A 20,375-nucleotide genomic window follows, 5' to 3' on the forward strand; every position below is an offset into this window, starting at 1 on the left:
CTCGCACGTCAATATGGCGGAAATCAACCGCTCGGTTTCGGAAATCGGCCACTTTCGATGGGTCTGCGCGTGCCGCTGCATCTACGGCTCAGCTGTAGATGAGCGGCTTTCCGGACGAAAAGCGCTGCGCAGCAACAAATTATGTTCGACATGGCCGATTCTTCCGCGCCGCTGCGAGGCTGTCCCGCGAACGCTATGAAGTGAAACCGCACAGTATCGGATAGTCGTCGCCAGGTGAGCGGAAGAAGTGTGTGAATAGCCTTGCGCTATCGCATCTCAGCCGAGTTCGTACGCCCCGCTTCGTCCGGGCCGTTCCATCTCGCCTGGTCCGGAACTGCCTCCCGGCCTCGAGCGGGGCGAACCTGACATCCGGCTATTGACACCGAAAGTGCCGTCGGACACACTTGCGGCACAAAGTTGACATGACTGTCACGTCACAAACTGTTCAGGAGGCAACGGTGCCCGAAGTTCCCGATATGCGCGCTCTGGGCCGGAAGGTCAGCAATTGGGGTCGGTGGGGGACCGACGACGAGCGCGGAACCACGAATCTGATCACGCCGGAGCGGGTGGTGGCCGCGGCGGCGCTGATTCGCACCGGTGAGACCTTCAAACTCGGCATTCCGCTCGACGGTGACGGCCCACAGCCCGGCGGCGCGCGCATCAATCCGATCCGGTTGATGTCGGAAAACGGCCAGGAACAGGTGCTTCCCGGCGGTTTCAAATGGGCCGACGACTTCGTCTTCATGCCGTTGCAGGCCGGTTCCCAATACGACTCGCTGGCGCATGTGCACTACGACGACGAGCTGTACAACGGACACCCCGGCTCCGGAGTGACGGTCAAGGGCGCCGATAAATGCGGTATCCACACCCAGTCCGGGGGCATCGCCGGGCGCGGCGTGCTGCTGGACGTGGCTCGCCATCGCGGCGTGGACTGGCTCGAAGCCGGAACCGCGATCGGTCCCGACGAACTCGACGCCGTCGCGGCCGCCCAGGGCGTGGATGTGGGCGCCGGCGACATCCTGTTGATCCGCACGGGCTGGCGCAGGAAATTCCTCACCGACGGTGATCCGCAGGGCTTCATGGCCGGTGAGCCGGGCCTGAGCCTGGCGTGTGCGACCTGGCTGCGCGACAAGGACGTGGCCGTCGTCGGCTCCGACAACTGGGCGGTCGAGGTGATGCCCGGCGAACATCCGGGAACCGCGTTCGAACTGCATATGGTGCTCATCCGCGATATGGGCCTGACCCTTGCGGAAATGCTCGACTTCGAGGATCTGGCGCAGGCATGCGCGGGCGACGGACGCTGGGACTTCTTCTACGCCGGCCCACCCCTGCAATTCACTCGCGGGGTCGGCTCGCCGATCAACCCGCTCGCGATCCGGTGAGAAGGGTGCCTGCCATGAGTGTCGAATCGGCGAGGAGTTCGGACAGATGCTGATCGGTGACATCGTCGAATACGGCGCGCGTAAACACCCTGACCGGATCGCGGTGCGCTTCGAACAGGAGGCGATCGATTACCGGCGGTTGCGCGACGGTTGCCGCCGCCTCGCGAACGCGCTGCTCGGCGTGGCGGAGCCGCGTGACCGGGTGGCGATTCTGTCGGCGAACTGCCCGCAGTATCTGGAGTGCTACTACGGCGTTCCGATGGCGGGAATGGCGTTGACGATCCTCAACTTCCGGTTGCACGAGGACCAGATCGCCGGCCTGATCGAGCATTCCGGCGCCCGGGTGCTGATCGTCGCGGAGGAGTTCGCCGATCTCGTGGACCGCATCCGCGACCGGATCCCGTCGGTCACCACTGTGGTGTCGATCGGCGCCGCACCGGGCACCATCGGATGGGACGAGTTCGCCGGTACGGCCTCGGCCGCCGCGCCCGCCTACCGTCCCGATCCCGACGATGTGGCGTGGCTGGTCTACACCAGCGGGACGACCGGGGCGCCGAAGGGCGTCATGGTCTCGCATCGCAATCTCCTTGCGGGCGTGACCTCTTCGGCGCTGCAGTGGACCGTCGCGGAGGAGACGGTTTTCCTGTTCTGCTTCCCGCTGTGCCATGTCGGCGGCTATGTGGTGCTGGTCAACCATCTGATCGGCGCCACTGTGGGCATCCTGCGCGCCTACGACAACGCGACCTTCCTGCGGGTGGTCGACGAATGGCAGGTGACCCAGACCGGGCTGGCGCCGACGATGATCAATTTCCTGCTGCAGGATCCGGCGTTGGAGCGGCATTCGCCGAAGACGCTGCAGGCGATCGGATACGGGTCCTCCGCCATCCCGTCCGCGGTGCTGCGCGCGGGCCTGGAGCGGTTCGGATGCGATTTCTATCAGGGCATGGGGATGACCGAACTCGCCGGGAACGTCTTGCATCTGGACGAGGAGGCGCACCGGCGGGCGGCGCGCGGGGAAACCCATCTGCTCGCCTCGGCGGGTAAACCCATGCGGTTGGCGGATATTCGCATCGTCGACGAGGATTTCGCCGATGTCGCGCGGGGCGAGATCGGCGAGATGGTGGTGCGCGCGGACCAGGTGACCATCGGCTACTGGAACGATCCGCGCGCGACCGCGGAGTCGTTCACCGACGGCTGGTTCCGCACCGGCGATATGGTCCGCCAGGACGAGGAGGGCTTCGTCTACATCGTCGACCGGAAGAAGGATCTGATCATCAGCGGCGGTGAGAACGTCGCCTCGCTGACGGTCGAACAGGCGCTGTACCGGAATCCGCAGGTCGCCGAGGCCGCCGCCATCGGCGTCCGCGATGACACCTGGGGCGAGGTGGTGTGCGCGGTGGTCGTGCTGCGCGACAACGCGACCGCCACGGCCGCCGACATCATCGCCGGCTGCCGTGAACACCTGGGCGGATTCCAGGTTCCGCGGCGGGTGGAGTTCCTGGACGCACTTCCGAAGAACGTCACCGGCAAGATCCTCAAACGCGATCTGCGCGACCAGTTCTCCTGAACCACTCCGCGACCCGGCGGTCCGGTGGTGACGATGCCAGTCGCCACCGGACCGCCGTTTCGTTTCGCCGATGCCCCTGGCCGATCGCGATGAACGAGCGTGGACCGCCTACAGTTCCGAACCGCCGGCCCGCCGTCAAGCCGAGCGGTCGGCGCTCGCCGATGCCGCCGTTGTGCGATTACCCGAGGTGGCGTGGATTCGCGACCTGCAATCGCGCGAGAACCGCGGCCGAGATCGCCGCGCGCACGGCGTCGTCGGTGTACGACACCGCGCCGGAGCGCAGCCGCGCGGCCAGCTCCGCTTCGGACTCGCAGCCCAGCCCCGCCAGCCGGCTGTGCACTTCGGCGGTGGCGGCGGGGCCTGCGGCCAGCTCGCGTGCGGCGATACCGAGCAGGTTGGCACACACCCGCAGCAGATAGCGCGAGCGCGACTGCTCGGGCGGGAGCGCGGGCCCGACCTCTGCGGACAGCGTGTCGGCGACCAGCTCGAGTATTTCGGTCGGATGCGGCCGATCGTGCACGGTAGCAGGCATGTCCGAGGGCGAGGGAACCGAAACGCTCTCGTCGAGCAGGCCCAGGACGGCGAGCAGATCGTATTCCGATTCGCAGACCCGGCGCCCGATCGCGGCGAGCTCGAGTGAGCGTTCGTCTCCGCCGAGATGCCGCTGCGCCTGAAAGCGGCTGAGTACCAGCCACTTCAGAGTGCCGAAGACTTCCCACCAGTGCAGCTCCGCCGCGGTGGGCCGGTAGCCCGCGGACCGTTCGTAACCGTCCAGAAGTTGCTCTCGGCTCCCCAGTCCACCCACCGGAGCCGCGGCGCCGAAGCGCCAGGCCCGCACACACAACCAGCCCAGATCCTCGATCGGATTGCCGAGATGGGCCAGCTCCCAGTCCAGTACCGCGCGCACGCCGTCCGGCTCGATCAGGAAGTTGCCCAGCCGGAAGTCGCCGTGCACCAGTGTCTTCGGGCGATCCGCGGGCCGGTGCTCACGCAGCCAGCACAGTCCGGCCTCGACCGCCGGCCGCGGATCGTCCAGGTCGCGATAGATCTGTTCGATGCCGGCGAGCGGATCGTGATCGTCGAGGATGTCCAGGGTGTCCAGTGGGGTCCGGTGAATCAGCCCGAGGACGTGGCCGAGATCGCCGGCGAGGCGCTCCCGCACCGCGGCGAAGGCCGGATCCCGTTGCAGTTTGCGGGGAATCGACTCCCCGGCGACCCGCTCCATCAGCAGATAGGGGGCGTCGATGCCGGGCGCGGTAGCACCGTCCGCGAGGACGGCGGGCACGGGCACCCCGGCCGCACCGGCTGCTCGCAGACAGACCGCTTCCGCGTGCATGCGCGCGGGATCGCCGTGGCCGGGTGGGTCCCGCCGCAGCACGGCCCGCACCGCGGTGCCGGTCCCGTCGCGGGCCTCGATCGCATATACCTGCCGGCTCGCGCCACCGGTGAACTGCCGCAACACGACATCGGTGAGTTCGGTTTCGAGAGTGGCGGCCAGTACCGAGCGAACGCCGTCGGCGAGCGTAATCGACTCGGCAGCAGCCGATTCCGCGCTCACAGCCACGGCGCCGCCTCGGGGGAGCGCAGCAACCGGCGCGCGGTCGACATGCGATGCACCTCGTCGGGGCCGTCGTAGACGCGGGCGTAGCGGGCCTGCCGGTACATCCGTTCCAACGGGGTGTCGGCGGTCAGCCCGAGGGCCCCGTGTACCTGGATGGCGCGATCGATCACGTTGTGCAGCATCCGCGCACCCCAGAACTTGATCAAGCCGACCCGCACCCGATAGTCCTCACCTGCATCCATGGCGCGGGCGGCGTCGAGCGTCATCAGCCGGGCCGCGTGGATCTCGGCGGCCGATTCGGCGATGTACCGGTGGATTTCGCCCTTCTCGGCGAGCAACGATCCGTGTACGTATCGGGTGTTCGCCCGCTCGCACATCAATTCGTAGGCGCGTTGCGCCTGCCCGAGCCAGCGCATGCAGTGGAAGATCCGCCCCGGTCCGAGCCGGTCCTGCGCGACGATGAAACCCTTACCTCGCTCGCCGAGCAGATTGGCCACCGGGACCCGCACATCGGTGAGCCGGACCTCGTAGTGATCGCTCGGATCGTGGCCCATGGTGGGGATGGAGCGGACGATCTCGAAGCCGGGGGTGTCGGTCGGCACGATGATCGCGCTGATCCGCGAGTGCCGGGGAACCGATTCGGGCTCGGTGCGGGCGAAGACCGTGCAGTAGGCCGCCTGGGCGGCGCCGGTGGTGAACCATTTGTGCCCGTTGATGATCCAGGTGTCGCCGTCGAGTTCGGCCTCGGTGGCGATCAGGGTGGGATCGGATCCCGCGACCTCGGGTTCGGTGAGGCCCACCGACGGCAGGATGTCGCCGGCGACCATGGGCGGAATCCAGCGGGCGCGCTGTTCCTCGGTGCCGTGCCGGTACAGCATGAGCGTGTCCTGCATGGATACCGAACCGACGGCCAGCATGCCGAATTCGGACCGGCCGATGATCTCGTTCAAATAGACGAAGTCGAGGAACGGCACCCCGCCGCCACCGAGTTCGGCCGGATGGCCCAGCGCCCACAACCCGAGTTCCTTCGCCCGCTCCTTCAGGCGGGCGAGGGTGGCGTGTGCGGTGTCGTCCTCGCGGGCCAGCACCGGCTCCGCGGGCACGACCTCGGTATCGATGAATGTGCGCATCCGCGCGGACAATTCGGCGATCTCGCCGTCGGGGCGGTTGACCGACATCACCGGTAACCTCCGTTCGTCGCCGAGACCTCGCGCAGCGGCTGCGTCGCCGCCGAGTCGACATATTCGTCGATCCTGGTGATGCGCCCGTCTTCGACGCGGACGAACAGGCTCGCGGGTACCTCCAGATCGCCGTGGCCGGGTAGATGGCCACGCACGACGTGCTGCTGCGCGAAGCCGTCGGTCAGCACATGGCGCCGAATATCCTCGTACCGTAGGTTTTCCACCGTGCGCGAGAGCCAGCGCAGCACCCGCAGATTCTCGGTGACGGTCTCCTCGGCGTTCTTGTCGTTGTGCCAGATCCGGGCGTCGGGCGCGTACAGCGCGGTCAGGGCCGCGGTATCGCCCGCGCTGACCGCGGCGAAGAAGCGGTCGGCCAGTTCATCCATGCGAAGGACCTCCGGGTCGTTCTCGTGCGGCTCACTGTGATGCCGCATTGCTGGGCCGCAGGCGGCCGCCCGCGGTGAGCAGATTGCTGTCGACGGGTTTGCCGAGCAGGCGCGAGATCAGCCGGGCGGCGTCGAGCGCCCGGTCGATGTCGATGCCGGTCTCGATGCCGCCGTCGTCGAACGAATAGGCCAATTCCTCGGTCGCGATATTGCCGCTCGCTCCGGGGGCGAACGGGCATCCGCCGAGACCGCCTGCGGCGGAATCGAATCGGCGGACGCCGTGTTCGTAGGCGGCCCAGGCATTGGCGAGTCCCTGCCCGCGCGTGTTGTGCAGATGTATGCCGAGTTCGGTATCGGGCGCCGCCGCACGTACTCGGTCGATCACCTCCGCGGTGCGGACCGGCGAGGCGGTGCCGACGGTATCGGCGACGGCGAGCGAATCGGCGCCGGAAGCCACTGCCCGCGCGGCGATCGCGGCCACCCGCTCCGGCGGCGTGCGGCCGTCGAACGGGCAGTCGAAGGCGATCGCGATGATCACCTCGAGTTGTCCGCCGACCGCATGAACCTGTTCGGCGATGGGGTCGATGAGAGCGATCGATTCGGCACTGTCGCGTCCCACGTTCGCCCGGCTGTGCCCGTCGGACGCCGACACGACGTACTCCAGCCGATGCACACCGGCGGTGAGTGCGCGCCGCACCCCGCCGAGCCCCGCGACCAGGGCGGAGAATTCCACGCCCGGCCACCGGTCCAGTTGTGCGGCAACGGCTTCGGCGTCGGCCAGGGCCGGTATCGCGCGCGGCGAGACGAACGAGGTGGCCTCGATCCGGCGCACCCCGGTGGCGACGAGGGCGTCGATGAAGGCGAGTTTGGCCTCGATGGGAATCGGTTCCTCGATCTGCAGACCGTCGCGCGGCCCCACCTCGCGAATGTCGACGGCGTTCATCCGATCGTGCCTTCGCCGCGCAGATCCGCCAGCCGGTCGGCGTCGTATCCGAGCAGCTCACCCAGTACTTCGTCGGTATGTGTGCCCGGCCGGCTCGGGCCACCCCAGCGCACCCCACCGGCGGTGGCGCTGAGTCGCGGCACCACACCGACGCCCTTGACCGGGACGGGATCGTATCCGGCGTCGTCGCTGCCGACGGACGGATCGACGTGGTCGACGAAGATGCCGCGCGCGGTGAACTGTGGATCCGCCATCACCTCGGCGACGGTGTTCACCGGGCCGGCGACCACGCCGTGGCGGTTCAGCAGATCGATCAGATCGGCGGCGGTGAAATCTCCGGCCCAGGCCGCGATCATCTCGTCGAGCTCGTCCTGCCGCTCACCGCGCGCCGAATGGGTGGAATACCGTGGGTCGGAGGCGAGTTCGGGCCGGCCCATCGCGGTGACCAGCCGCCCGAAGACGGTGTCCTGATTGGCCGCGATGATCACCCACAGCCCGTCCTTGGCCTTGTAGAGATTCGACGGCGCCACCCGGTCCAGCCGGGTGCCCGACGGCTGGCGCACATGTCCGGTCTTGTGGAAATCCGGCACCGTGGACTCCTGGATCGCCAGCGACGCCTCGGTCAGCGCCGCGTCCACCACCTGCCCGCGCCCGGTCCGCTCCCGCACCAGCAGTGCGGCGAGGACGCCCTGGAAGGCGAACAGTCCGGCCAGACTGTCCCCCAGCGACAACGCCATCCGCGGCGGCGCCTGCCCCGGGAATCCGTTGAGGTGGCGCAGCCCGCTGATGCCTTCGGCCACCGAGGCGTACCCCGCCCGGGACGCGTACGGCCCGGTCTGCCCGTAACCGGAGACCCTTGCCAGCACCAGCCCCGGATTCAGTTCCCCGAGCACGTCGTAGCCGAGACCCCAGCGCTCCAGCGTGCCGGGCCGGAAACTCTCGACCACGACATCGGCCGTGCGCGCCAATTCCAGGAAGATGTCGCGCCCCGCCGGGACACGCAGATCGAGGCTCACGCACCGCTTGTTGCGGGCGTGCACGGTCCAGAAGTACTGGTGGCCGCCACCGGCCGCCTGCCCCCAATCGCGAAGGGGGTCGGGACGATCCGGCGCTTCGATCTTGATGACGTCGGCCCCCATATCGCCGAGCAGGCGCCCGCAGTACGGCCCCGCGATCAGTGTCCCCAGCTCGAGCACGCGGAAGCCGTCGAGCGGTCCGGCCGTCGGGTGCGCGGTATCGGCCTCGCCGTCGCCCGCGTCGGGATGTGCGGTGACCGGTGGGTCCGTTCTCATACTGCCTCCTGTCGTGTGCGGGACACCCGCACCCCGCGAAAATGCCGTTATCTGTCGTCCGGATCGAGACCCAGTGCGCTGACCGACATCTGGTCGAGGGTGTTCAGCAGCGCGTCCTCGTCGGCGTCCTCGCCCTGGATCAGCCACAGGTAGAGGGTGTGGTCGACCATCGCGGACATGGCCCGCGCGGCCAGTTCCGGATTCAGCGACACGCGAACCAAGCCCTCGCGCTGCCAGCGGGCGATCGACTGCGCGGTGCGCTCGATGAGTTGGCGCCGATGTTCGTGGCGCAGCCGCCGGAACTCCTCGTTGAAGGTCGCGACCTGTTCGACGATCGCCATCATCCGGGCATTGCGCCGGTAGGCCGCGTAATAGGACCGATTGGCGGCGATGAGCCGGGCGGCCGGCGAGAGTCCCGCGGGCGTGGGTTCGCGACGGTGCATATCGTCGAACAGCCGCGTGCTCAACTCGCCGAACACATGTTCCTTGGACTCGAAATAGCGGTAGAAGGTGCCGTAGGAGACGCCCGCCTCCTCGCTGATCTGTTCCACTCGGGTATCGAGGAATCCGACGGTCTCGAACACCTTGCGCGCCGCGTCCAGCAATGCGTCGCGTGTCTTGCGGCCCCGGGGCGTCAGGTTGTCGACGGGGGTGGGCGCGCTATTGACAGATGACTTCGGCACGGATCACACTATCCACGAACATGACATGACTGTCAAGTCATTTCAGCCGGGAGAATCCCAGCTCACAGTAGAGGTGCGGACCCGTCACGGAGGTCGAATCGGCACCACAGCGGAAGGACTGCAATGAGCGCCGCCAACCCGAAATACGAACTACGCGGAATCAATCATCTCGCCCTGGTGTGTTCCGATATGCGCCGGACGATCGAGTTCTACTCCGGCACCCTGGGCATGCCGTTGATCAAAACCATCGAGCTGCCGCACAACCTCGGTCAGCACTTCTTCTTCGACTGCGGCGGCGGCAACACCATCGCCTTCTTCTGGCTCGCCGACGCGCCCGATGCCACCCCCGGACTGGCCGCGCCCAAAGGACTTCCGGACGAGGGGGAGTTGGTGAGCGGAGTGGGCTCGATGAACCATGTGGCGTTCGCCGTGCCGCCGGAACTGTTCGACGACTATTACCAGCGGGTGCAGGCCGAGGGCATCAAGGTCAGCCGGGTCCTCAATCACGACGACAGCCCCGCGGGAGTCTCCCGCGATGTGCACCCCGGAACCTTCGTGCGGTCGTTCTATTTCCAGGACCCGGACGGCGTACTGCTCGAATTCGCCTGCTGGACCAGAACTTTCACCGAGGCCGATGTCTCACATGAGCCGAAGACCGCCGCCGATCGCCGCGCCGCCGCCGAACTCTGACCCCGATCCACCCTCCGCGAAACCGCACTACCGAGAGGTTCGAAACATGCCCCGCCTGCGTGAAGTCCCGCGCGCCGAAGTTACCGACGAGCGGATCCTGTTCTATTACGACCGGCTGTTCGGACCCGACCGCGATCCGGCCGTCGACCACGGCACCGTCCACGCCACCCCCGGCGACTGGTGGACCGTCTTCGCGCAGTCACCGGAGGTGTTCCGGCACGCGGTCCGGGGATTCGCCGTCTACCGCAACTCCCGCCTGGATCCGTTACTGCGCGAACTGGGACAGTGCCGGGCCGGATACGCGCGCGGCAGTCAGTTCGTGTTCTCCCAGCACTGCAAGCAGATGCGGTCGCTGGGTGCGCCCGAGGAGAAGATCGCGGCCATCCCGTCCTGGCAGATCAGCGACTGTTTCTCCCAACTCGAGCGCGCGATTCTGGCCTACACCGACTGCCTGGTCCACGATGGCGGACGGGTGCCGGACGAGGTGTTCGCGGTCCTGCGAGCCAACCTCAGCGATCCGGAGATTCTGGAACTGACCTACATCACCGCGCTGTACGACATGCACGCCACGATGTGCCGCGCCCTGCGGCTGGAATTCGACGATCGCCCGGAACCCGTTGCGGAGGTGCAGATTCCGGAAGGTGTCGAGGTGCGTGATCTGTCGGCCGACCTGTCGGGGGAGTAGCGCGAACCGGAAAGGCCGCCCCGCCGGCATCGGCGAGGCGGCCTTTCCTTGCGGCCGAACGGCTTCGGTTACGCCGACGGGCCGGGGGTCGCCTCGGCGCCGTCACGGAGCGCGGCGATCGTGTCGATCCGCGCGATTGCTTCCTCGATGATGCGGTCGATCAGCTCGGCCACCGTGGGCAGATCGTCGATGATGCCGGCGACCTGGCCCGACGCCAGCACACCCGCGTGCGTATTGCCCTCCACCAGACCGGCTTTCAGCAGCATGGGAGTGTTGGCGGCCATGATCACCTGCGACCAGGTGAGGTCCTTCTGCTTGCGCATGGCAAGGCCGTCCTTGATCATGGTCGACCATTTCATGCCGGTCATACCCTTGAACTTGACGGCGTTCGAGACCGCGGCGACGAGGCCGCGATAGCTGCCCGAATGTTCCAGCTTGTCGACCAGTTCGGTGTTGAGCACGCGGTGCGGCATGCCGTCGACCTTCAGTGAGACGACCGTGTCCTGCAGACCGCGCGAAAGGTACTGCTGTTTCACCGAATCCGGCACACTCGAGTCCTGGGTGAGGAGGAACCGGGTACCCATCGCGACGCCCGCCGCGCCGTAGGCCAGGGCGGCGGCCAGACCGCGGCCGTCGAAGAATCCGCCGCCGGCCACGACCGGAATATCGACCGCGTCCAGTACCGAGGGCAACAGCAGCGTGGTAGCCACCGAACCGGTGTGCCCGCCGCCCTCACCGCCCTGCACGATCACCGCGTCCGCGCCCCATGAGGCGACCTTGACCGCATGCTTGGCCGCGCCGATGGACGGCATGACCACGACACCGTTGTCCTTCAGGCGCGCGATCAGTTCCTTCTTGGGGGCCAGCGCGAACGAGGCGACCTTCACGCCCTCGCGGATCATCAACTCGATCCGGTCGGGCGCGTCGGACAGGTCGGCGCGGATGTTCACACCGAAGGGCTTGTCGGTCTTGGCCTTCGTCTTGGCGATCGCGACCTCGAGTTCCTCGAGCGTCATCGTCGCCGAGGCCAGGATGCCCAGGCCGCCGGCGTCGGCGGTCGCGGCGACCAGACCCGGCCCGGCCACCCAGCCCATCCCGGTCTGCACGATCGGATGCTCGATGCCGACCAGCTCGGTCAGCGGAGTCCGCAGCCGGCCGCTCACGAGGCCACTTCCTTTTCCCGGATTCCCTTGGGATCCAGCACCGTCCGAATGATCCGCAGTTCCTCCTCGGTGGGCGTGCGAGTCACCTCGGCGCTGTCCAGTCCGGCCACCTCGAACGCGGTGTTCTCGGCGACCTCGTCGGCGGTGACCCCCGGATGCAGCGACAGCGCCCGCAGGGTGTGGCCGGGACCGCCGAAGTCGAACACGCCCAGATTGCTGATCACCCGATGCAGGTGGTGGAACCGGTACGCCGGATTCTCGGGATCGATCTTGTCGTAACCGATTCCGCACACGATATCGACGGTCTCGCAGAACACGCGCTTGCTGTGCTTGGGCACGAAGTAGCTGGTCGCGTGGTTGATGGTGTTACCCGGTGCGCCGCGCACACCGAACATCTGCCGGCTCGGCTGCTGCAGCGCTCCGAAGGCGGACAGATTCTGGTTGCCGTAGCGGTCGATCTGGTTGGCGCCCATGACGACATGGCGCCGCCCGGAAGCCACGACGTCGAACACCTTGCCGAACGGAATCCAGCCCTCGGTGGGAGCCTTGGCGCCCAGAGCGGGGGTTTCGGCGAGCAGCAGGGACTCACCGTCGGAGATCAGCAGATCCGGTTCGAAGGTCAACCGTGCCAGCCGGGCCCCGATGGTGGGGGTCGGCGACATCGGGCTGGCCATGATCTCACCTGCGCCGCGGAAGATCTCGGCGCAGGCGACCGCGCACACCTCGGCGCGGGTCACAGTGGTGGTGTCGCTCATCGGCGCTCCTCGGATCGGACGGGGGCCTGGTCGAAACGCACACTCATCACGCCCGGGCGGGTGAACACCACGCGCATCCGGGTGCGAATCGAATGCTGGTCGCGGTGTGCGGAAGTGGTTGTCTGCTCGCTCATTTCACCTGCTCCGCCGCGAATTCTGCGACCGCGGAACGATACTCGTCCTCGGTCACGTCCAGATAGCGGGCCTTGAAGGCCGCCCAGGTCTCGGGATCCTTGGCCGCCTCGACGTAGTGGCGCTGGAACTTCTCGTCGCGGCCGTAGCTGCCGGAGAAGGTGAAGTGCGCGCCGTCCGGCGCCTCCACGACGCCGTCGACCATCATGCGATTGAGGATGATCGCCTGGTTCGGAACGGCTTTCACCAGTTCCTCGGTCTCGACCAGCCGATCCACCGACAGGAACCGCCGCTCCGCGGCCAGGCAGTAGAGATCGTCCATGTACGGGTCGACGCCGGTGTAGGCGGCGTTGCCGTGCTTGTCGCCGATGTCGAGGTGGACGAACGCGGCGTCCAGGGTCAGCGCCGGCATCGCGACCAGGGTTTCGGTACGGCCGTCGGCATCCGGATACGGTGACTGGACCGTCCGCAGTTCACCGTCCCAGAACGTCAGCACGTCCGACCCCAGCCCGGCGCGGGTGGGCAGGAACGGCAGCCGGGCCGCGGCCGCCTGCAGGCCCGATTTGACCATGCCCTCGTCCATTTCGCGGGAAACCAGCTCACCGCCGGTGCGCGCCTTGGCGAACCAGGGATCGTAGAACGGCGCCGAATCCAGGGATACGAATCCGTAGTAGGCCTTGCGCACCTTGCCCGCCGAACACAGCAGACCGAGATCCGGCCCGCCGTAGGTCACCACGGTCAGGTCGGTGACGTCCGAGCGCAGCAGCGCCCGCACGAACGCCATCGGCTTACGCCGCGAACCCCAGCCGCCGAGGCCGATGGTCATCCCGCTGCGCAGCTGGGAGACGGCCTCCTCCAACGACATCCGCTTGTCGCGCATGCTCATCGCACCTCCTGTGTCTTGCGGGACACCCCGCACCCGGTCGGCCCGATGCGCGGGCTGCGCATTGTGGCTCATCGTGCCTCCTGCTGTGTCATGCGGGACACCCGCACCCGGTCGGCCCGATGCGCGGGCTGCGCATTGTGGCTCATCGTGCCTCCTTCTTGGCCGCCAGATCCTCGTCGAACCGCGCCCGGATCTCATCGGCCACACCGGCGAGATTCAGCTCGAAGGTGAAGCCCTGTTCGAAGCGGTAGCTGCGGTGCACATCCTGCAGATCGATGCCGTTGAGCGCGCGCTTGGCGGCCCGGATGACCCGGCCGTCCTTGGCGGCGATGTTCTTCGCGACTTCCAGTGCGGCGGAATCGAGTTCGGCCCGCGGCACCACCTTGTGCACCGAACCGAAGTGGTGCAGCTGCTGTGCGGTGACGGTGGAGGCGGTGTAGAACAGCGTGCGCATCATGTGCTGGGGGACCAGCCGGGCCAGGTGGGTGGCCGCACCCAGTGCGCCGCGCTCGACCTCGGGCAGCCCGAAGGTGGCGTCGTCGGAGGCGACGATGACATCGGCATTGCCCACCAGGCCGATGCCGCCGCCGAGGCAGAAGCCGTTCACCGCGGCGATCACCGGCACCGGGCAGTCGTAGACCGCGCCGAAGGCGTCGTAGCAGCCGTGGTTGGCGTCGATGAGCGTCTGATGGCCCGGGTTGCGCTGGATCTCCTTGATGTCGACCCCGGCGTTGAAGCCGCGGCCCTCGGCGCGGAGCACGACGACCTTGGTCTCCGGGTCGCGCCCGGCCTCGCGAATCGCATCGGCCACGCCGAACCAGCCCGCGGTGGGCAGTGCGTTGACCGGCGGATAGTCGATCGTGACGACCTCGATGCCCGAGGTCTCGGTGTGACGGTTGATCCCCATCGCATGTCCATTCGTTGGCAAAACAAGCAAGTGCTTGGTAGGTTAGCACGGTGGCAATCGAAGTGGACCTGTCCGGATCGGTAGTTCTCGTGACGGGCGGGGTCAGGGGCGTAGGCGCCGGCATCAGCCGGGTATATCTGGACGCCGGCGCGACGGTCGTGGTGTGCGCCCGCCGCCCCGGTGAGGCGGCGATCGTGAGCTCCGGCCGCACCGCCGAATTCCTGCCGTGCGATGTGCGCGACGGTGAGGCGGTGACCGGGCTGATCGAGACGATCGTGCAGCGCCACGGCCGGATCGACCATGTCGTGAACAATGCCGGTGGGGCGCCGTTCGCCCCCGCCGCCACCGCCTCCCGCAATTTCCATGCCAAGATCGTGGAGCTCAATCTGCTTGCCCCCCTGCTGGTTTCGCAGGCGGCCAATGCCGTGATGCAGCAGCAGCCCCAGGGCGGCTCGATCGTGATGATCTCGAGCGTCAGCGGCCATCGTCCCTCGCCCGGCACCGCCGCCTACGGCGCGGCCAAGGCCGGTCTGGACAGTCTGGTGTCCTCGCTGGCGATCGAGTGGGCGCCGAAGGTGCGGGTCAATTCGGTGATCGTCGGGATGGTCGGCACCGAATCCAGCCATCTGCACTACGGCGACGATGCCGGGATCGCGGCTGTGGAGGCGACCGTGCCGCTGGGGCGGCTGGCGACACCCGAGGACATCGGCCGGGTCGCGGTCTTCCTGTCCTCCCCGCTGGCCGGCTACGTCAACGGCGGATCGCTCATCGTGCACGGGGGTGGGGAACGTCCCGCCTTCCTGGACGCGGCGACCGTCAACGACGCGCAACCGGCCGCGCGATAACAGCCGCCACCTGGCGACCGGGCCCCCGCTTCGCGACGAAAACCCTTACCGCACCGAGGAAATGAGAGCAGCAGATATGACCGACAACTCCGAGCGGATCTGTGCAGGACGCACCGTGATCGTCACCGGCGCCGGCCGCGGAATCGGCCGGGCCCACGCGTTGGCCTTCGCCGCGGCGGGCGCCAACGTGGTGGTCAACGACCTGGGCGCGGAACTGGACGGCGCCCCCAGCGCCGATTCGCCCGCCGCGCAGGTGGTCGAGGAGATCGTGCAGGCCGGTGGCCGGGCCGTCGTCAACGGTGACGACGTGGCGGACTGGGCCGGTGCGAAGCGGCTGATCGGCCAGGCTGTGGAGACCTTCGGCGGCCTCGATGTGGTGGTGAACAACGCCGGTATCGTGCGCGACCGGATGCTGGTCAATCTGGCCGAGGACGAGTGGGATGCCGTGATCCGCGTCCATCTCAAGGGCCACTTCGCGACCATGCGTCATGCCATCGAGTACTGGCGCGCGGAATCCAAGGCCGGTCGCGCCCGCGACGCCCGCATCATCAACACGAGCTCGGGTGCCGGTCTGCAGGGCAGCGTCGGACAGGGCAACTACGCGGCGGCGAAGGCCGGTATCGCGGCGCTGACCATCACTGCCGCAGCGGAATTCGGGCGCTACGGGGTCACCGTCAACGCCATCGCGCCGTCCGCGCGCACCCGCATGACCGAAACCGTCTTCGCCGATATGATGGCCCGCCCCGACGACGGCTTCGACGCGATGGCGCCGGAAAACGTCTCGCCCCTGGTGGTCTGGCTGGGCAGCCCGGATTCGGCCGGTGTCACCGGGCGCATGTTCGAGGTCGAGGGCGGCAAGGTGGCATTGGCCGACGGCTGGCGCCACGGTGTCGCCGAGGACCGCGGTGCACGGTGGCGGCCGTCCGAATTGGGACCGGTGGTGCGTGAGTTGATCGCCAAGGCAACCGATCCCGAGCCGGTCTACGGAGCCTGAGCACCGCAATCCTCACAGCAACGATCCGCGCCGGTGAGATCGCGTTCCGCCGCATCCTTCCCGCGGCCGCGATCCGCCGGCGCCGGTTTGTGAATTGCCTTGTGCCCGTGCCGATGACGTCCTCTTTTCGGTTCGCCGACGGCGAGTGGGCTGGGTCACCGCGGCAGCCGATTCCGCTTTCCGCGACGCGACGGGTGATCGGCCTCACATGATCTCGCTGCGCGAGCAAACTGTCGGCAGTTAAGATGGGCCGGCATTCGTTCGGTCCCGGAGGTTTGTAGCGACCGGGGAGAAATCTGCGCTGAGAAGTTGAGGGAAGGCAAGCGCATGACCATGGGTCGCATCGCGCGCGTTGTTGCGGTAGCCGGATTGATCGGCAGTTGCGGGGTCCTCGGCCCCCTGGTGGCCAACGCTCAACCAGCCACCCCTGCTTCCGCCCCGCACCCCTCGCCGACAGCCCCGCACAGCTCGCCCTCCGGCAATCCGAGCGCCGCGCAGCCCGATGCCGCGACGCCCGTTCGAGATTCCGCAGCTCGGCCGAGTGCCACCGCGTCAGCGCCCGATGATCCGGCGGGCCGGGTCACCCCGGTGTCGCAGCCCGCGGCCGGGCCCGGCGTGGTGGCACAGCAGGGGCCGTCCGGTTCGGCGGGGCCCACTCCGTCCGAAGACGGTCAGTACGACGGCCATCTGACCATCCCCGGACGCTCGACCACGTCGTCGACGCCGGCGCCGTCGCAGGTTTCCGCACCGCCGCCGCCCATCACGCCGACTCCGGTTGCCGGTGAAGGCTTTGCGGGCCTGGCGAGCATTCTGGGCACCGGCTCGGCCGCGGTCGGATCGGCGGCCGCGGGTTCGGCCGCGTCCGGCTCGGCGCTGACCGGTTCGGCGTTGGGCGGAACCGGTTCCGCCGCAACGGGTTCGGTGGGCGCGGCCACGGGATCCGCCCTGGCCGGAACCGGCTCCGCGGCCGCCGGTACCGGATCGGCCGCTGCCGCAACGGGTTCGGCGGCTACCGGTTCCGCGCTCGCGACCACCGGATCGGCCGCCGCCGGAACCGGTGCGCTGCTGGCCGGGCTGCTCGGCACGGGCTCCGCCGCCACCGGATCCGCGCTCGCGGGCCTCGCCGGGACAGGTTCCGCCGCAACGGGTTCCGCGCTGGCAACGCTGCTCGGCACCGGCTCCGCGATCACGGGATCGGCTGCGGTGGGGTCGGCCGCCGCGATGTCGCCGTTGCTGCTTCTGCTTCTGCTGCAGCCGGTTCCGCCCCCGCCGGTACCGGCAGCGCCTCCGCTCGCCATCCCGCCGGTGCCGCCGGTCCCCGCCGTCCCCGCGGTGCCGGGTGCGCCTGTCGTCGCCGCACTCCCGGCGCCCGCCGCGGTCCCGCCCGCGGCGCCACCCGCACCAACGGCTCCTGCCCCGGCGGACCCGGCGCCCGCACTGGCCCAGTCGAATCCAGCCGTGCGTCCTACCGCGGCCAGTAGCGGCCTGCCCGAGGTCAAGACGCTGGCCGTGCTCGGCGGCGTGATCGCCATGGCGCTGGCCGCGGCCGGCTCCGGCGCGGTGAGTTTCCAGAGCGCCTCCGCCGCGCAGGCGCGCGTCGACGCCGCACGCGCGGAATTCTTCGGACCGAGGGCCTGAGGGGGCGCGAGATGACCGAGAGCCGGATTCAGACGGGCCGCTCCTACCGCCGCGTCGCCGCCGCCGTCGACGCGGTGTGCGCGGTCGCCGCCGATTTCGACGCCACCACGTTGGAGGAGGTGGTCCTCGCGATCTCCGCCGAACGCGGCCGCCTGATCGAAATCGCCGACGCCCAGCTCGGACCGGGTGTCTGCGGTCAGCGCCGCAGCTATCCGGACAAGGACGTGATCGTGCTGGCCGCCGCCCTGCCCAGCCGCGACCACACCCTCGCGCACGAACTGGGCCATGTGGTCTTCGACCACCCGGGTGAACCGGCCGCCGAGGTGACGCTCGAGGCCAGCGACGATCTGATCGCCTACATGCTGTCCCAGCGCGCGCATCAGCGGATCGTCGACGACGGGCGCGACGATCAGTACGAGTGGGAGGCCGAAACCTTCGCCGGCATGCTGATGACCCGCCTGCGCGTCTTCAACAATCGCGGCGCCGGGGTCTCGGTGCTCCGATTCGACGAGGCTCTCGGATGACCGAGGGGACCGGAGGCGGCAGCGTGCGTAACCACGGAGGGCCCCTCGGACATCCGCAGAAGACTCGGATGACCGAGGGGACCGGAGGCGGCAGCGTGCGTAACCACGGAGGGCCCCTCGGACATCCGACGACAGGCACGGGGTAGAAACATGACGTTCTGGTTGACTGCGCTGTTGGTGTGGATGGCGGCCGGCGCCCGCATCGGTCGTGTCCTGGTGAAGCCCGCGACCACGGCCCGGGTGGCGATCGTGATCGCGGTCGCGGCGGTGGCCGCCGCGGCCACCCTCGGCATCCCGGAGATCGCGGTCGCGGTGGATCACGCACTGCCGCAGGGGATCAACGGCCAGGCCCTGGCCGACCGGCTGGTGGCGGCGACCTGGCTGCTGTTCGCGGTGGCGACGTCGGTGGTCGCGGCCGCCGCCTGGCCGGTGGTCTCGCGCCGGAATCTTCGTCAGATCGCCTGGCTGGTCTACGGTTTCGGCGCGCTCGTCATCGCGGCCACCATCGGATGGTCGATTCTGTTCGGCTGGGTCATGACCTTGCTCGGCGGCGTCTTCGTCGCCGTGACCGGCCTGCGCAATCTGGACTGGACGGCGCTGGGGCGCGGTATCGCGCTCTACACCGCCGGCACGGTGGTCGCGGGAGTCCTTGCCGCGCTGTCGATTCGGCGCCTGGCGATCGGTGAACAACCCGCGCGCCCCGGCGATCCGGGCTGGTTCTGGCCGGCCTGGCAGCTCGCGAGTCTGCTGATCGCGGTCGGTGCGGTGTGGATCGTGATCGAGCTCTGGGTGCGGGCGCGCCTGCTGCTGCGCCAGATTCGGACCCTGCATCGCACCATGATCAAGCGCTTCCCCGAGGTGGTGGCGCACGAGCAGACGGTGTCGGCCACTCAGCTCAAGGCTTCCGATCAGGTCGCGCAGATCATGGACGCGCTGTATCTGCAGACCGGCGGCGGTATGGAACTGGCGGCGGCCGGGGTGCCCGCGCGTTCGGTCACCGAACGTGCCGAGCGGGTGGCCCGCTGGGCCCGCAATCCGCTCGGTGACGAGATCGTCGACGCCCGCTGGATCGCACCGCCGGAGGGATTGAGCCCGCGCGGCTGGGTGCAGGCGATCGCCCGCGCCTTCGAGCGCACCGTGTCCGAGCCGATACCTTCGGGGCCGAAACCTCCAGGGCCGAAACCCGCAGTCGCGTAGCGTCCCGAGCCGGCGTACGGAGCCTGATCGCGGCAACCCGCTCGGCAACGACACACGCCCGCCGGATCGCGCAACGGTGCCTCCTTCCCATCGCCATGATCCGCACGGGTCGACGATTCCGCGCGCCGCGGCGCGACGAGCATTCGGGCTCAACCGATCTCGCTGCGCGAGCGAACTGTCTGAAGTTAGGATGTGCCGCATCGCGAGGTCCCGGCGATGGGTTGTGGCGACCGGGTAGAGATCTGCGCTGAGAACTCGAGGGAAGGCGAGCGCATGACCATGGGGCGGGTAGCGCGCGTTGTTGCGGTCGCCGGAATGATCTGTAGTTGTGCGGTTCTCGGCCCCCAGGTAGCCGCCGCTCACCCAGCTCACAACAATCCGGCTCGGCCGAATCCGGGTCAGCCCCATCCAGGTCAGCCGAATCCGGGTCAGCCGAATCCGGGTCACGCCCAACCATCCCATCCGCCCGCATCTCAGCCGAACGCCGCAATGGAGCAGGGCTCCGCAGATTCCCGGCCGACTGGTCCCGGTGCCGAAGCACGGCAGCAGCCGGGCGCGTCCGCACCGGGTGCGGGGGGCCTACTCCGGCAGACGATAACCAGAACCATGGCAATCTCGACGCCCCGGGAGGCGCTACGACCTCGTCGGCGCCGGCTCCGGCAGGGTTGCCCGGACCGGCGGCCCCTGGTTCCCTCCTGGCCTCGCTGACCGGAACGGGCCCCGCCGCAACGGCTTCCGAATCGGCTATTGTGATCGACCCCGGGCCCCCGGTTACCGGACCGGCCGCGATCAGGGCCGCTGCCGCGAGGTCGCCGCTGCTGATTCTCGTACTGCCGCACCGGGTTCGGCGGCGCGGGGTTCCCGCGCGACCGACGCCGGTGCTCCCGACGATGCCGCGGGTCCCCGCCGGTCCCCTGCCTCCGGTCGACGTCGCCGCCCCACCCGCGCCGGCCGCGGTCCCGCG

General features: G+C 68.6%; 20 protein-coding genes. 9 read left to right on the plus strand and 11 right to left on the minus strand.

The features are described from left to right. The first annotated feature begins 476 nt into the window (after positions 1 to 476). On the plus strand, positions 477 to 1,382 hold the full coding sequence (locus A5780_RS30475) for a cyclase family protein (protein ID WP_064910651.1): 906 nt from the start codon (positions 477 to 479) through the stop codon (positions 1,380 to 1,382). Between the two features lie 46 nt (positions 1,383 to 1,428). Continuing rightward, positions 1,429 to 2,949, plus strand: coding sequence for an AMP-binding protein (locus A5780_RS30480; RefSeq protein ID WP_064910653.1), 1,521 nt, complete (start codon positions 1,429 to 1,431; stop codon positions 2,947 to 2,949). Positions 2,950 to 3,127: 178 nt separating this feature from the next. Here the strand turns inward: A5780_RS30480 and A5780_RS30485 are convergent, their stop codons facing one another. The 6 genes from A5780_RS30485 to A5780_RS30510 are packed head-to-tail and all read right to left on the minus strand — an operon-like array spanning position 3,128 to position 8,995. Beyond that, positions 3,128 to 4,513, minus strand: a complete 1,386-nt coding sequence (locus A5780_RS30485; protein WP_231983153.1) for a phosphotransferase family protein — start codon at positions 4,511 to 4,513, stop codon at positions 3,128 to 3,130. After that, the gene (locus A5780_RS30490) at positions 4,504 to 5,688 is read right to left on the minus strand and encodes an acyl-CoA dehydrogenase family protein (RefSeq protein ID WP_174554942.1); all 1,185 of its coding nucleotides are present in this window, start codon (positions 5,686 to 5,688) and stop codon (positions 4,504 to 4,506) included. The genes A5780_RS30485 and A5780_RS30490 overlap by 10 nt, the downstream gene beginning before the upstream one ends. After that, positions 5,688 to 6,077, minus strand: coding sequence for a nuclear transport factor 2 family protein (locus tag A5780_RS30495; protein ID WP_030518675.1), 390 nt, complete (start codon positions 6,075 to 6,077; stop codon positions 5,688 to 5,690). The genes A5780_RS30490 and A5780_RS30495 overlap by 1 nt, the downstream gene beginning before the upstream one ends. A gap of 31 nt (positions 6,078 to 6,108) precedes the next feature. Then, positions 6,109 to 7,020 carry a hydroxymethylglutaryl-CoA lyase gene (locus tag A5780_RS30500; RefSeq protein WP_064901580.1) on the minus strand — a complete coding sequence of 304 codons (912 nt, stop codon included), beginning with the start codon at positions 7,018 to 7,020 and terminating at the stop codon, positions 6,109 to 6,111. Continuing rightward, the gene (locus A5780_RS30505; RefSeq protein WP_082976816.1) at positions 7,017 to 8,312 is read right to left on the minus strand and encodes a CaiB/BaiF CoA-transferase family protein; all 1,296 of its coding nucleotides are present in this window, start codon (positions 8,310 to 8,312) and stop codon (positions 7,017 to 7,019) included. Before A5780_RS30505 ends, A5780_RS30500 begins: the two co-directional genes overlap by 4 nt. Positions 8,313 to 8,359: 47 nt before the next feature. Further along, a complete protein-coding gene (locus A5780_RS30510) occupies positions 8,360 to 8,995 on the minus strand; it encodes a TetR/AcrR family transcriptional regulator (RefSeq protein ID WP_064901583.1) in 636 nt (211 codons plus the stop codon). Between the two features lie 123 nt (positions 8,996 to 9,118). Between A5780_RS30510 and A5780_RS30515 the strand changes: the two genes are divergently transcribed. Then, a complete protein-coding gene (locus tag A5780_RS30515) occupies positions 9,119 to 9,685 on the plus strand; it encodes a VOC family protein (protein ID WP_063010029.1) in 567 nt (188 codons plus the stop codon). A 46-nt stretch (positions 9,686 to 9,731) separates the two neighbouring features. Further along, positions 9,732 to 10,370: a carboxymuconolactone decarboxylase family protein gene (locus A5780_RS30520; protein WP_030518670.1), complete on the plus strand. Its 639-nt coding sequence runs from the start codon at positions 9,732 to 9,734 to the stop codon at positions 10,368 to 10,370. 68 nt (positions 10,371 to 10,438) lie between these two features. On the opposite strand, the gene A5780_RS30525 is transcribed toward A5780_RS30520, so the two are convergent. The 5 genes from A5780_RS30525 to A5780_RS30540 form a co-directional block, all read right to left on the minus strand. Further along, positions 10,439 to 11,533 carry a nitronate monooxygenase family protein gene (locus tag A5780_RS30525; RefSeq protein ID WP_030518669.1) on the minus strand — a complete coding sequence of 365 codons (1,095 nt, stop codon included), beginning with the start codon at positions 11,531 to 11,533 and terminating at the stop codon, positions 10,439 to 10,441. After that, positions 11,530 to 12,288 (minus strand): CoA-transferase subunit beta, encoded by a 759-nt coding sequence (locus A5780_RS30530; protein ID WP_064910655.1) that lies wholly within the window; start codon positions 12,286 to 12,288, stop codon positions 11,530 to 11,532. The genes A5780_RS30525 and A5780_RS30530 overlap by 4 nt, the downstream gene beginning before the upstream one ends. Next, entirely contained in the window at positions 12,285 to 12,422 is a 138-nt protein-coding gene (locus tag A5780_RS40405; protein WP_156511191.1) for a hypothetical protein, read from the minus strand. The genes A5780_RS30530 and A5780_RS40405 overlap by 4 nt, the downstream gene beginning before the upstream one ends. Then, positions 12,419 to 13,300, minus strand: a complete 882-nt coding sequence (locus tag A5780_RS30535; RefSeq protein ID WP_082941114.1) for a CoA transferase subunit A — start codon at positions 13,298 to 13,300, stop codon at positions 12,419 to 12,421. Before A5780_RS30535 ends, A5780_RS40405 begins: the two co-directional genes overlap by 4 nt. A 148-nt stretch (positions 13,301 to 13,448) precedes the next feature. Beyond that, positions 13,449 to 14,213: an enoyl-CoA hydratase family protein gene (locus tag A5780_RS30540; RefSeq protein ID WP_063006811.1), complete on the minus strand. Its 765-nt coding sequence runs from the start codon at positions 14,211 to 14,213 to the stop codon at positions 13,449 to 13,451. A gap of 50 nt (positions 14,214 to 14,263) precedes the next feature. Between A5780_RS30540 and A5780_RS30545 the strand changes: the two genes are divergently transcribed. From A5780_RS30545 to A5780_RS30565, 5 genes are all read left to right on the plus strand, one after another. Next, positions 14,264 to 15,058 (plus strand): SDR family oxidoreductase, encoded by a 795-nt coding sequence (locus tag A5780_RS30545; protein WP_369829562.1) that lies wholly within the window; start codon positions 14,264 to 14,266, stop codon positions 15,056 to 15,058. 76 nt (positions 15,059 to 15,134) lie between these two features. Continuing rightward, positions 15,135 to 16,052 carry an SDR family oxidoreductase gene (locus tag A5780_RS30550; protein WP_064910657.1) on the plus strand — a complete coding sequence of 306 codons (918 nt, stop codon included), beginning with the start codon at positions 15,135 to 15,137 and terminating at the stop codon, positions 16,050 to 16,052. Positions 16,053 to 16,379: 327 nt separating this feature from the next. Beyond that, positions 16,380 to 17,690 (plus strand): hypothetical protein, encoded by a 1,311-nt coding sequence (locus tag A5780_RS30555; protein WP_156769711.1) that lies wholly within the window; start codon positions 16,380 to 16,382, stop codon positions 17,688 to 17,690. 11 nt (positions 17,691 to 17,701) lie between these two features. After that, positions 17,702 to 18,214, plus strand: coding sequence for an ImmA/IrrE family metallo-endopeptidase (locus A5780_RS30560; RefSeq protein ID WP_063010015.1), 513 nt, complete (start codon positions 17,702 to 17,704; stop codon positions 18,212 to 18,214). A 150-nt stretch (positions 18,215 to 18,364) separates the two neighbouring features. Next, entirely contained in the window at positions 18,365 to 19,411 is a 1,047-nt protein-coding gene (locus tag A5780_RS30565) for a hypothetical protein (RefSeq protein ID WP_063010013.1), read from the plus strand. Positions 19,412 to 20,375 lie beyond the last annotated feature (964 nt).

The organism is Nocardia sp. 852002-20019_SCH5090214 (assembly GCF_001665865.1).
GTDB lineage: Bacteria > Actinomycetota > Actinomycetes > Mycobacteriales > Mycobacteriaceae > Nocardia > Nocardia nova.

Bases quoted from the DNA above. Each gene is read 5' to 3' on its own strand.
- A5780_RS30475 (WP_064910651.1), top strand. From the start codon at position 477: ATGCGCGCTCTGGGCCGGAAGGTCAGCAATTGGGGTCGGTGGGGGACC.
- A5780_RS30480 (WP_064910653.1), top strand. From the start codon at position 1,429: ATGCTGATCGGTGACATCGTCGAATACGGCGCGCGTAAACACCCTGAC.
- A5780_RS30490 (WP_174554942.1), bottom strand. From the start codon at position 5,688: ATGTCGGTCAACCGCCCCGACGGCGAGATCGCCGAATTGTCCGCGCGG.
- A5780_RS30495 (WP_030518675.1), bottom strand. From the start codon at position 6,077: ATGGATGAACTGGCCGACCGCTTCTTCGCCGCGGTCAGCGCGGGCGAT.
- A5780_RS30500 (WP_064901580.1), bottom strand. From the start codon at position 7,020: ATGAACGCCGTCGACATTCGCGAGGTGGGGCCGCGCGACGGTCTGCAG.
- A5780_RS30505 (WP_082976816.1), bottom strand. From the start codon at position 8,312: ATGAGAACGGACCCACCGGTCACCGCACATCCCGACGCGGGCGACGGC.
- A5780_RS30515 (WP_063010029.1), top strand. From the start codon at position 9,119: ATGAGCGCCGCCAACCCGAAATACGAACTACGCGGAATCAATCATCTC.
- A5780_RS30520 (WP_030518670.1), top strand. From the start codon at position 9,732: ATGCCCCGCCTGCGTGAAGTCCCGCGCGCCGAAGTTACCGACGAGCGG.
- A5780_RS30530 (WP_064910655.1), bottom strand. From the start codon at position 12,288: ATGAGCGACACCACCACTGTGACCCGCGCCGAGGTGTGCGCGGTCGCC.
- A5780_RS40405 (WP_156511191.1), bottom strand. From the start codon at position 12,422: ATGAGCGAGCAGACAACCACTTCCGCACACCGCGACCAGCATTCGATT.
- A5780_RS30535 (WP_082941114.1), bottom strand. From the start codon at position 13,300: ATGCGCGACAAGCGGATGTCGTTGGAGGAGGCCGTCTCCCAGCTGCGC.
- A5780_RS30540 (WP_063006811.1), bottom strand. From the start codon at position 14,213: ATGGGGATCAACCGTCACACCGAGACCTCGGGCATCGAGGTCGTCACG.
- A5780_RS30550 (WP_064910657.1), top strand. From the start codon at position 15,135: ATGACCGACAACTCCGAGCGGATCTGTGCAGGACGCACCGTGATCGTC.
- A5780_RS30555 (WP_156769711.1), top strand. From the start codon at position 16,380: ATGACCATGGGTCGCATCGCGCGCGTTGTTGCGGTAGCCGGATTGATC.
- A5780_RS30560 (WP_063010015.1), top strand. From the start codon at position 17,702: ATGACCGAGAGCCGGATTCAGACGGGCCGCTCCTACCGCCGCGTCGCC.
- A5780_RS30565 (WP_063010013.1), top strand. From the start codon at position 18,365: ATGACGTTCTGGTTGACTGCGCTGTTGGTGTGGATGGCGGCCGGCGCC.